This window comes from Burkholderia sp. HI2714 (assembly GCF_002223085.1).
GTDB classification, from domain to species: Bacteria; Pseudomonadota; Gammaproteobacteria; order Burkholderiales; family Burkholderiaceae; genus Burkholderia; species Burkholderia lata_D.
Map to the genome: position 1 here is coordinate 1 of NZ_NKFM01000021.1, position 11,500 is coordinate 11,500.

At 66.9% G+C, this 11,500-nt stretch carries 8 protein-coding genes and 1 pseudogene; 2 read left to right on the forward strand and 7 right to left on the reverse strand.

The genetic code is table 11. From position 1 onward, the window contains the following. From CFB82_RS10110 to CFB82_RS10125, 4 genes and pseudogenes are all read right to left on the reverse strand, one after another. Positions 1-223 (reverse strand): annotated as a pseudogene (locus CFB82_RS10110) (acetyl-CoA C-acetyltransferase); the annotation flags it as partial. Between the two features lie 99 nt (positions 224-322). Next, positions 323-2,188, reverse strand: coding sequence for a PHA/PHB synthase family protein (locus CFB82_RS10115; protein WP_089484064.1), 1,866 nt, complete (start codon positions 2,186-2,188; stop codon positions 323-325). A gap of 360 nt (positions 2,189-2,548) precedes the next feature. After that, positions 2,549-3,388 (reverse strand): peptidoglycan editing factor PgeF, encoded by an 840-nt coding sequence (gene pgeF, locus CFB82_RS10120; RefSeq protein WP_089484065.1) that lies wholly within the window; start codon positions 3,386-3,388, stop codon positions 2,549-2,551. Positions 3,389-3,394: 6 nt separating this feature from the next. Beyond that, a complete protein-coding gene (locus CFB82_RS10125; protein WP_089484066.1) occupies positions 3,395-4,603 on the reverse strand; it encodes an RluA family pseudouridine synthase in 1,209 nt (402 codons plus the stop codon). A 41-nt stretch (positions 4,604-4,644) separates the two neighbouring features. Here CFB82_RS10125 and CFB82_RS10130 point away from each other — a divergent pair, with 41 nt between their 5' ends. After that, a complete protein-coding gene (locus tag CFB82_RS10130) occupies positions 4,645-5,469 on the forward strand; it encodes an outer membrane protein assembly factor BamD (RefSeq protein ID WP_039360216.1) in 825 nt (274 codons plus the stop codon). A gap of 120 nt (positions 5,470-5,589) precedes the next feature. Here the strand turns inward: CFB82_RS10130 and CFB82_RS10135 are convergent, their stop codons facing one another. The 3 genes from CFB82_RS10135 to CFB82_RS10145 all read right to left on the reverse strand — a co-directional run bounded on the left by CFB82_RS10135 (position 5,590) and on the right by CFB82_RS10145 (position 8,939). Further along, positions 5,590-7,839 (reverse strand): ATP-dependent DNA helicase, encoded by a 2,250-nt coding sequence (locus CFB82_RS10135; protein WP_069248093.1) that lies wholly within the window; start codon positions 7,837-7,839, stop codon positions 5,590-5,592. Between the two features lie 55 nt (positions 7,840-7,894). Then, entirely contained in the window at positions 7,895-8,110 is a 216-nt protein-coding gene (locus CFB82_RS10140; protein ID WP_006478692.1) for a YdcH family protein, read from the reverse strand. A gap of 76 nt (positions 8,111-8,186) precedes the next feature. Continuing rightward, positions 8,187-8,939, reverse strand: a complete 753-nt coding sequence (locus CFB82_RS10145) for a hypothetical protein (RefSeq protein ID WP_069248094.1) — start codon at positions 8,937-8,939, stop codon at positions 8,187-8,189. Between the two features lie 160 nt (positions 8,940-9,099). On the opposite strand from CFB82_RS10145, the gene CFB82_RS10150 reads away from it, so the two are divergent. Next, complete coding sequence (locus CFB82_RS10150; RefSeq protein WP_069248095.1) at positions 9,100-11,424, forward strand: Tex family protein; 2,325 nt, start codon at positions 9,100-9,102, stop codon at positions 11,422-11,424. Positions 11,425-11,500: the final 76 nt, after the last annotated feature.

Here is an 11,500-nt window from a genome sequence, read left to right on the forward strand (position 1 = left end):
GCCCGGCCTTGATCAGCGACTGCCGTGCCGGGTTCTGCCCGGAACCGGCCGTCAGCACCTGGCCCATGATCACTTCGCTGACCTGCTCGGGCTTCACGCCCGCACGCTCCAGCACCGCGCGGATCACCGTCGCGCCCAGCTCGGGCGCCGCAATCTTCGCAAGCGAGCCGCCGAATTTGCCGACCGCGGTCCGCGCGGCCGATACGATCACTACGTCCGTCATTTCCCTTTCCTCCAGGCCCGCACGACACGGCGCATCGCTACCGGCCCTGTTAAAAAAACTGCGGTGCACCGGACAGCCTGCGCCGCTGTCCGGTTTTCGTCAATCGCGCTGCAACACGTAGCGGCCCGGCGCCGGCTCGATCACCGGGAACTGCGCGTTACCGGGCTGGGCGGGCGGCTCCACCTTGCGGCCGCCGTACTGGTCGAGCCATTCGACCCAGGTCGTCCACCAGCTTCCCGGGTGCTCGGTCGCACCGGCGAACCAGTCGTCCGCCGATTCGGGCAGGTCGCTGTCGTTGACCCAGTAGCTGCGCTTCTTCTTCGCCGGCGGATTGATCACGCCCGCGATGTGCCCCGACGCGCCGAGCACGAACTTCAGCGGGCCCGACAGGATCGACGTCGACGCATAGGCCGTCTGCCAAGGCACGATGTGATCCTCGCGCGAACCGTAGATGAAGGTCGGCACGTCGATCAGCGTCAGGTCGACCGACTCGCCGCACACGGTCAGCGCGCCCGGTTCGCGCAGCTTGTTCTCGAGATAGGTATTGCGCAGGTACCACGCGTACATCGGGCCCGGCAGGCTCGTCGAATCGCTGTTCCAGTACAGCAGGTCGAACGGCGCCGGCGTGCGGCCCTTCAGGTAGTTGTCGACGACGTAGTTCCACACGAGGTCGTTCGGCCGCAGGAACGAGAACGTGTTCGCGAATTCGACGCCGCGCATCAGCCCCGGCTGCGACCCGTTCTTGCCGCCGATGGTCTGCTCGCGCATCTGCACGTGCGCCTCGTCGACGAACACGTCGAGAATGCCGGTGTCGGTGAAGTCGAGCATCGCGGTGAGCAGCGTCATCGACGCGGCCGGATGTTCGCCGCGCGCGGCAAGCACCGCGAGTGCGGTCGCGAGCATCGTGCCGCCGACGCAGAAGCCGAGCGTGTTGATCTGTTCGCGGCCGCTGACCTGCTGCACGGCGTCGATCGCCGCGAGCAGCCCTTCGTTCATGTAGTCGTCCCACGTCTTGTGCGCGACCGATGCGTCCGCGTTGCGCCACGACACGAGGAACACCTGATGGCCGCTCGACAGCGCATGCGCGACGAGCGAATTCTCGGGCTGCAGGTCGAGGATGTAGAACTTGTTGATGCAAGGCGGCACGATCAGCAGCGGCCGCTCGAACACCTTGTCCGTCTTCGGCGTGTACTGGATCAGCTGGATCAGGTCGTTCTCGTAGACGACCGCGCCTTCAGTACACCCGAGGTTCTTGCCGACCACGAACTGCGATTCGTCGGTCTGCGAAATCTTGCCGCGCTGCATGTCGCCGAGCAGGTTCATCATCCCTTGCCGCAGGCTTTCGCCCTGCGTTTCGAGGATCGATTTCTGTGCGTCGGGATTGAGTGCGAGGAAGTTGCTCGGCGCGGCCGCGGCCGTCCACTGCTGGACCGTGAAACGAATGCGCTCGCGCGTCTTCGGATCGGTCTGCAGCGCGTCGGCCAGTTCCTGCAGATAGCGCGCGTTGAGCAGATACCAGGCCGCCGCGAACGCATGCGCCGGCGACGCCTTCCACGCATCGCCGCTGAAACGGCGGTCCTTCAGTTCGGGCGACTCGAGCTTCGCCGCGGCGGCCTGCTGCATCAGCGCCATGCAGTCACGCGCGTAGTCGGCCTGCAGCGCCTGCAGCCGCTCGGGCGGAATCGCGGCGGCCGGCAGCTTCAAGCCGGCGAACGGCGACGCCATCGCGCCGAAATCGGGCATCGACGGCATCTGGAACGGGAACGATGTCGGAAACTGGAATGTCGCGAACGGATTCACGGTGGCCGACGCAGTCGCGGCGCGCGCCGGATCTGCAAAACCGCGCCACGCGTTCAACCACGACTCGAACATCTGCTGCATCGGCTGGGCCGCCGGATCGAAACCAATGCTGCCCGGAGAAGTGCCCGCCTGAGCGGACGTCGACGATTTTTTCGATGCTGTCATTACCTGCCTTACCGGTGATTCGTGAGCGTCTATCGTGAAATCCTGCTCGCGCGCGGCATGCCGGTTGCGAGCCGGGCCGTCATGCTCTGGAGAGGCGTCTCCAGATTCTGCCGCAGTGCGGTATTTTTATCATTATCGTTTTCCCCATGTGAAGCGCCATGTCAAACCGCTGAACATTTCCGTACGGAGATAATCCTCGCACAACAGACGGGACAAGGGTTCCGGCAAAACATAAAACATTTTGGTTGACTTGACTTCGGGATTTTTCATTCAATCGCGCATGCAGCGCGGTATGGCTGCCGAAATATCGAGATAACCCGATTTTGCGGCGCAACAAACTCCACGCGCATGCGCATTTCGTCAATCGGCCAGCCAGATCGCTGCTGACATGCGGCCCGTCACGCGATCGCGCCGGTATGAATAGAAGCGTGCCTGTTCGGTGACCGTGCAGGCCGTCCCGCCGCTCACGTGCGCAACGCCCGCACGCGCGAGACGCAGGCGCGCGAGCGCATAGAGATCGGCGAGGAACTTGCCCGGCGCGCCATCGATCGCGACGAACGCAAGCCGGGTTTCATCATGCTCCGACTGCGGGGCCGTGTCGAGAAACGCGTCACGCACGTCGGCGCCGACCTCGAACGCCCGCGGGCCGATCGCCGGCCCGAGGTACGCATGAAGCGCGTCCGTCGCACTGCCCGCGAGTGCCGCGACACGCGCCGCGGTCTGCTCGACGATGCCGGCCGCCAGCCCGCGCCAGCCCGCATGTGCGGCGCCGACCGCGCGGCCCTGCATGTCGCACAGCAGCACGGGCAGGCAATCCGCGACCATCACGACGCAGACGGCACCCGCCCGGTCGGTGACGCTCGCGTCGGCCTGCACCGGCGCCGTAGCCGTGGGCGCCGCCGCGATCACCTCGTCCGCACGCACGATCTGCGCGCCGTGAACCTGCTCGAGCCATGCAGCGCTCGACTGGCCGGCCAGCGCCAGCAAGCGCGCGCGGTTCCCCGCGACATGGGCCGGGTCGTCACCGGTATGCAGGCCGAGGTTCATCCCGCCCGGCAGCGCGTCTCCGCCCTGCCAGCGCCCGTACGGGCCTTCGCTCACCCCGCCGTCGCGCGTCGTGATCAGCGCGCGCACGCGCGGCGACACCTGCCAGTCGGGCTGTACGCAGTCCTGCCACGTCAACGGCGCCAGGTTCGTCATCGGCACTCACTCCTCCTCATCGTCCAGGTCCGGCTCGTCATCGTGATACTCGCCGCCGAAATCGTCATCGTCGTAGACACCGTCATCGTCGTCGAATTCCTCGTCGCCCTGCCCGAAGCCGAGCGCCGCGACGAGTGCGTTCATGTCGTCCGGCAGCGGGCAGCGCCATTGCATCGCCTTGCCCGTGACCGGATGCACGAGACCGAGCCGCCATGCATGCAGCGCCTGTCGCGCGAACCCGTCCGGCAGCGGCGTGACCGAGCGCTTGCCGCGCGCACGCCCGTACACCGGATCGCCGAGCAGCGGGTGCCCGGCGTGCGCGCAGTGCACGCGGATCTGGTGCGTGCGACCGGTCTCGAGATCGCACTGGATCGCCGAAACCGGCTGACGTTGCCACAGGCATGTGTCAACCGTGCGGAAATGCGTGCGCGCGGGCTTGCCCGATGCGCCCGTAACGACGGCCATGCGCGTGCGTTCACGCGGATCGCGGCCGATCGGCGCGTCGATCGTGCCTTCCTCGGGCATCGTGCCCCACACGAGCGCGAAATAGCGGCGCTTCACCGTGCGGGCCTGCAACTGGCGCACGAGGTCCGTTTGCGCGGCCAGCGTGCGCGCCACCACCATCAGGCCCGACGTTTCCTTGTCGAGCCGGTGGACGATCCCAGCGCGCGGCAGGCCGGCCGCCGCGTCGCCGTAACGATGCAGCAGCCCGTTGAGGATCGTGCCGCTCCAGTTGCCGGCGGCCGGATGCACGACGAGGCCGGCCGGCTTGTTGATGACCACGAGTGCGTCGTCCTCGTAGATCACGTCGAGCGGCACCGGCTCCGGCGTAAAGGCAAGCTGCTCGGGGAGCAGGTCGGGCACGAGCTCGATCTTCGCGCCGAGCGGCACCGGCTGGCGGATCTTCGCCGGCGCGCCGTCGACGAGCACGCGCTGCGCCTCGATCCAGCTCTGCAGGCGGCTGCGCGAGAATTCGGGGAACAGTTGGGCGAGCGCCTTGTCGAGGCGTTCGCCCGCGAGCGACATCGGCACTTCGACGACGCGCGGCGCTTCATCGACCGCTGCGGACGGCACGACGGGCGGCTGCATTGCGTCGCCGGTCAGATCGTCATCGAGGGAATCCCCCGAGGCAGCGTCGGCGGGCCGATCGCTTGGGCTATAATCTTCGCGATTTGGTGTGCCCGGCTGGGCATTCTGCGAACTTGAACGGGTCATTTAGACTGGGTCACCGAGACTTGAAGCTAGGACATGCGAGCATGATGAATTCGACCAAACGCACGGCCAGAACCGTCGCCGCCCGGGCTGCGGCGGTAGCGGCCGCGGCCCTCATCGCCGGCTGCCACGGCTTGCCGCAGAAGCAGGACGAGACGGCTACCTGGTCGAACAACAAATTATACTCAGAGGCCCAGGACGCACTGTCCGGCGGCGACTGGGGCAAGTGCGCGAAATATTTCGAATCGCTGCAAGGTCGCGATCCGTTCGGCCATTTCGCGCAGCAGGCGCAGATCAACGTTGCATACTGCAACTGGAAGGATAACGAAGCGGCCGCCGCCGACCAGGCCGTCGATCGCTTCATCCAGCTCCACCCCGATCATCCGGATATCCCGTACGCGTACTACCTGAAGGGGATGATCCACTTCAACGACGATCTCGGGCTGTTCGGCCGCTTCTCCGGCCAGGACATGAGCGAGCGCGATCCGCAGGCACTGCGCGAATCGTACGATGCGTTCAAGGTCGTCGTCGATCGCTTCCCGAAGAGCAAGTACGCGCCCGACGCCGCCGCGCGGATGCGCTACATCGTCAACGCGCTCGCATCGCACGAAGTGCACGCGGCCGACTACTACTACCGGCGCGGCGCCTACGTGGCGGCCATCAACCGCGCGCAGCTCGCGATCAAGGACTACAAGGGCGCGCCGGCGATCGAGGACGCACTGCACATCATGATCCTGTCGTACGGCAAGCTGAACCAGCCGGAACTCGCCGAGGACACGAAGCGCGTGCTCGCCGGCACGTTCCCCGACAGCCCGTATGTGACGGGCCACTCGCGCCCCGGCTCGAAGAAGTCGTGGTGGCAGTTCTGACGAAAGCACCGTACAGCCCGCGCTGCACGAACAAAAAACCCGGCCATCGAGCCGGGTTTTTTATTGGCGCCGCATTCAGGCGGCGCCAGTGCGATCGCGCGGCGATCGCCGCACGCACCGTCAGGTGCGCTTTGCAGAACGATGCTCGTCGAAGAAGTCCTGGACGACCGCGATCTCGCGGGTCCGCTTGAACGGCGGCAGGCTCTGCCAGATCCGGCGCCCGTAGGGCTTGTCGACGAGCCGCGTGTCGCAAATCATCAGCACGCCGCGATCCGTCTCCGCACGGATCAGCCGGCCTGCGCCCTGCTTCAGCGTGATCACGGCCTGCGGCAACTGGTGCACGGCGAACGGGCTCAGCCCCTTCTTCGTCAGCGCGTCGAGCCGTGCGGCCAGCACCGGATCGTCCGGCGGCGCGAACGGCAGCTTGTCGATCACGACGAGCGACAGCGCGTCACCGCGCACGTCGACGCCTTCCCAGAAACTCTGGCTGCCGACCAGGATCGCGTTGCCATACGCACGGAAACGGTCGAGCAGTTCGGTACGGCTTGCATCGCCCTGCACGAGCAGCGGCGTGTTCCAGCCGCGCGATTCGATCACGTCACGCAGCTTCGACGCAATCCGGTCGACCGCGCGCAGCGTCGTGCACAGCATGAACACGCCGCCACCGGATGCCTCGATCGCCGGCAGCGCGGCGTCGAAAACGGCATCGGTAAACGCCGGCGAAGACGGTTGCGGCAGGTTGCGCGGCACGTACAGCAGCCCTTGCGACTGGTAGTCGAACGGGCTCGCGAGCGTCATCGAGCGCCGCGAGCTGAGGCCCATCTGCGCCGCGTAGTGCGTGAAGTCGCCGCGCACCGACAGCGTGGCCGACGTGAACACCCAGGCACGCGGCACGCCCGCGCGCTGCTTGGCAAAGATCGGCGCGACCGACAGCGGCGTTTCGTGCAGCTGGACCGTATGCGCGAACACTTCGACCCAGCGCACCTTCTCGTTCGGATCACCGTCGGATGCCGCCTTGTCGCCGGCCGCCGTTGCGTCGGCCTTCGCCGCCGCTTCCGTCGCGCCGGGTGCGACCCAGCCGGCCAGCAGGTCCTGCAGCTCGCGTGCGCGCCGCAGGCACGCGCCGAGCGATTCCGCCCGTTCGGCCTGGCTGGCAAGCGCCGACGCCAGCGCGTCGAGCGCAGCCTCGAGCGCGTCGAGCGCACCGAACATCGGGTGATCGTCGCCGAGCTGGGCGAGCGACATGCGGACGATCTGGTCGTTCGCGAACGCCAGGCGCAAGTCGCGCGCCGCGCGCTCGAGATCGCCGCCGAGCTTCACCCACTCGACCGCGTCGCGTGCATGGCTCAGGCCTTCCGCCACCGTGTCGCGGGCGAGCTCGAGAATCTGCGTCGTCGACAGCGTTTCTCCGAAGAACAGCGTCGCCGTTTCCGGCAACTGGTGCGCTTCGTCGAAGATGACCGTGTTCGCGTTCGGCAGCAGCTCGGCCATCCCCGTATCGCGCAACATGATGTCCGCGAAGAACAGGTGGTGGTTGACGACGACGACGTCGGCCTGCTGCGCCTCGCGCCGTGCCTGCATCACGAAGCAATCCTTGTAATGCGGGCATTCCTGGCCGAGGCAGTTGTCGCGCGTCGACGTGACCATCGACCACACGGGCGCCGTTTCCGGCACGCTCGCGAGCTCGGCCTTGTCGCCGCTCTTCGTGATCTTCGCGAAGCGGACGATTTCCTGCAGATAGGCCGTATCCTGCCGCGACGGCAACCGGCCGTTGTCGGCCGTGCGCTGCAGGTAGTAGTGACACAGGTAGTTGGCCCGGCCCTTCAGCATCGCGACCGACACCGGCACCGCCAGCGCGTTGCGCACGGTCGGGATGTCGCGCGCGAACAATTGGTCCTGCAGGTGTTTCGTGCCGGTCGACACGATCACCTTGCCGCCCCACAGCATTGCGGGCACGAGGTACGCATAGGTCTTGCCGGTACCCGTACCGGCCTCGACGATCAGCGTGTTGTCGCCGGCATCGCTGTCGACTTCGGCTGGCGCGGCGGCGTCCGCGCCCGTTTCGGCCGCCTTGTCGCCATCGCCGAGGCGACGTGCCGGCCGCTTGCGGGTTTCGAAGATCTCGGGCTCGGGCATCCGGCGCGCGGACGCTTCCATCGCGGACGCGACGGCGCGCGCCATCTCGATCTGCGACAGTCGCGGCCGATAGCCGTCGATCGCACGCGCCAGCAGTCCGCCTTCGCCGAAGATCGTGTCGAGTTCGTCGACGCGCTTGCGGCTCAGCTCAAAGGTGCCTTCGGGCGCACGAGCGCGCCCGGCGGACGACACGTCGCGCCGGGCATCGGGGGTGGCTTCAAGCGGTGAATTCAAGGCAAGCGTTCCTGTGTCCAGCGCCCGGGCGGCGCCGGCGCTTGCCAGGCCGCGCTCAGGCGCGCTTATCCGGTTCCAGCTGCGATTGCAGCAAAATGATTTTGTCCTTGGCCGCCAGCTTTTCCTTCTTCAGCCGGTGCAGCGTGATGTCGTCGATGTCGGAGTGTCCTTCCTTCAGCTCGATCTCCCGAGCGAGCTGCTGGTGCTGCTCCTGCAATGCAGCCAAACGGTTGTGCAATTCCTGCTGCTGTTCCGTGTGACGGTTTTGCATACTTGCCTCCTCATCGAAGCAGCGCGCCGACTGGCGTGCCAGCGCGCCCGAGACTGATCTCGATCAATCCAACACGTTACTGACCCTGCTGTTGCTTCTGCTGCGCCTTCTCGGCCGCTTCCTTCTGGCGCCGCTCGACATCGGCCTTGTGCTGCACGGCTTCCTTCTGCTTCTGCTCGTAGCGCGCGGCGTTGTCCGCCCGCTCCTGCGCCTTCTGCGCGGCCTGCTGGTGCGCCTGGTCGAGCTTGCGCTGGAAGTCGCCCTGCTTCTGGTCGTATGCCTGCTTGTTCGCCGCGCGCTGCGGCCCTTCCGCGCCACGCTGCGCCTGCTTCAGAGCATTTTGCTCCTGCTTGTCGCGGAACGCAGCCGCGTTTGCCGCATCGTTCGCCGCGCGCTGCGGTGCTTCCGCCGCGTTCTGCGCCGCCTTCAGCGCCTGCTGCTGGTCGCGCTGCTGCGCACGCACCGCCCGCTGCTCGTCGTTGAGTGCGAGCTGCTCCTGGCGGATGCTCGCCCGCTCGTCGCGCATTTGTTCACGCGCCTTGCCGAGACAGTGATTGACGAAGAACTTGCTGTAGCAATCGTGCTCGGCCACCGCATAACGATAATCGTTTTCCGCGGAGCGTTGATTGAGCACTTTTTGACGGGCGTCGAAATCCGGTGCGGCCGTGGCCGTCACGGGCGCAGCCGCGGCGGCGGCCGGGGCGGTTGCGTCCGAAGCTTGCGCGAACGCGCCGGAAGGCCCGGCAGACAAAGCCGCGGCGAGCGCTGCGCCGAGCGCGACGAGAGAAATTCGGGAAGTTGGCAACGTCGTAGGAAAGCTGCGGGACATGTGTCAAATTCTATCACCCCCGGCTGGACGCTCCGCCATTTATGGCAAAATGCCCCGCTTCACTCACCCGCGGCATCCGGCCCGTCGGGCCCGCCACGCAGCCCGCCGCTTCGGGCCTGCCGGCCCCCGCCGCGATTTCAGCAGGCAGATCATCCACGACATGACGGAAACCGTAGCACTCAAGATCGTACAGCGCATCGCCACCGAACTGTCCGTCCAGCCGCGCCAGGTCGCGGCGGCCGTGCAACTTCTCGACGAAGGCTCGACCGTTCCGTTCATTGCCCGGTACCGCAAGGAAGTGACCGGCAACCTGGACGACACGCAGTTGCGCCAGCTCGAGGAACGCCTCCTGTATCTGCGCGAACTCGAGGATCGCCGCGCGTCGATCCTGTCGAGCATCGACGAACAGGGCAAGCTGACCGACGAACTGCGCGCCGCGATCGACGCGGCCGACAGCAAGCAGGTGCTCGAAGACCTTTATCTGCCGTACAAGCCGAAGCGCCGCACGCGTGCGCAGATCGCCCGCGAAGCCGGCCTCGAGCCGCTCGCCCAGGCGCTCCTCGCGAACCCGCTGCTCGACCCGCAGGCCGAGGCAGCCGCGTACGTCGACGCCGACAAGGGCGTCGCCGACGTGAAAGCCGCGCTCGACGGCGCGCGCGACATCCTGTCCGAACAGTTCGGCGAGACGGCCGAGCTGCTCGGCAAGCTGCGCGACTATCTGCACAACCAGGGCGTCGTGTCGTCGGCCGTCGTCGAGGGCAAGGAAAACGAGGAAGGCGAGAAATTCCGCGACTATTACGACTACGCGGAAACGATCAAGACCGTGCCGTCGCACCGCGCCCTCGCGCTGTTCCGCGGCCGCAACGCGGGCGTGCTGACGGTCAAGCTCGGCCTCGGCGAAGAGCTCGACGCTCAGGTGCCGCACCCCGGCGAGGCGATGATCGCGCGCCATTTCGGCATCGCGAACCAGAACCGCCCGGCCGACAAATGGCTGTCCGACGTATGCCGCTGGTGCTGGCGCGTGAAGGTGCAGCCGCACATCGAGAACGAGCTGCTCACGCAATTGCGCGAAACGGCCGAAACGGAAGCGATCCGCGTGTTCGCGCGCAACCTGAACGACCTGCTGCTGGCCGCGCCGGCCGGCCCGAAGGCCGTAATCGGTCTCGACCCCGGCCTGCGCACGGGCGTGAAGGTCGCGGTCGTCGACCGCACCGGCAAGGTGCTCGCGACCGACACGATCTACCCGCACGAGCCGCGCCGCGACTGGGATGGCTCGATCGCGAAACTCGCCCGCATCGCCGCGCAGACGCAGGCCGAGCTGATCAGCATCGGCAACGGCACCGCGTCGCGCGAAACCGACAAGCTCGCGAGCGAACTGATCGCGAAACACCCGGAGCTGCGCCTGCAGAAGATCGTCGTGTCGGAAGCCGGCGCATCGGTCTATTCGGCATCCGAGCTGGCCGCGAAGGAATTCCCGGAGCTCGACGTGTCGCTGCGCGGCGCCGTCTCGATTGCACGCCGCCTGCAGGATCCGCTCGCCGAGCTCGTGAAGATCGAGCCGAAGGCCATCGGCGTCGGCCAGTACCAGCACGATGTGAACCAGCGCGAACTCGCCCGCTCGCTCGACGCGGTCGTCGAGGACTGCGTGAACGCGGTCGGCGTCGACGCGAACACCGCGTCGGCCCCGCTGCTCGCCCGCGTATCGGGCCTGAACGCGACGCTCGCGCGCAACATCGTCGACTACCGCGATGCGAATGGCCCGTTCCCGTCGCGCGAGCACCTGCGCAAGGTGCCGCGCCTCGGCGACAAGACCTTCGAACAGGCCGCGGGCTTCCTGCGCATCAACGGCGGCGAGAATCCGCTCGACCGCTCGTCGGTGCACCCGGAAGCGTATCCGGTCGTCGAGCGGATGCTCGCGAAGATCAACAAGCGCATCGACGACGTGCTCGGCAACCGCGAAGCGCTGTCGGGCCTGTCCCCCGCGGAATTTGTTGACGAACGTTTCGGCCTGCCGACCGTGCGCGACATCCTGTCCGAACTGGAGAAGCCGGGCCGCGATCCGCGCCCCGAATTCAAGACCGCGACGTTCCGTGAAGGCGTCGAAAAGGTGTCGGACCTCGTGCCTGGCATGACGCTCGAAGGCGTCGTGACGAACGTCGCCGCGTTCGGTGCGTTCGTGGACATCGGCGTCCACCAGGACGGCCTCGTCCACGTATCCGCGATGTCGACCAAGTTCATCAAGGATCCGCACGAAGTCGTGAAGGCCGGCCAGGTCGTCAAGGTGAAGGTGCTCGACGTCGACGTGAAGCGCCAGCGCATCGCGCTGACGATGCGCCTCGACGACGACGCGGCAGCGCCCGGCATGTCGTCGCGCGGCGGCCAGGATCGTGGCAACGCAGGGCGCGGCGCGGCCCGCCCGCAGCGTTCGCGCGAGCCGGAACCGGCTGGCGCAATGGCCGCGGCGTTCGCGAAGCTGAAGCGCTGAGCACCCGCACGCCTCTCCGACAGACAAAAAAGCCCGCCGAAAGGCGGGCTTTTTTACGACTTCGGCAAGCACGGCG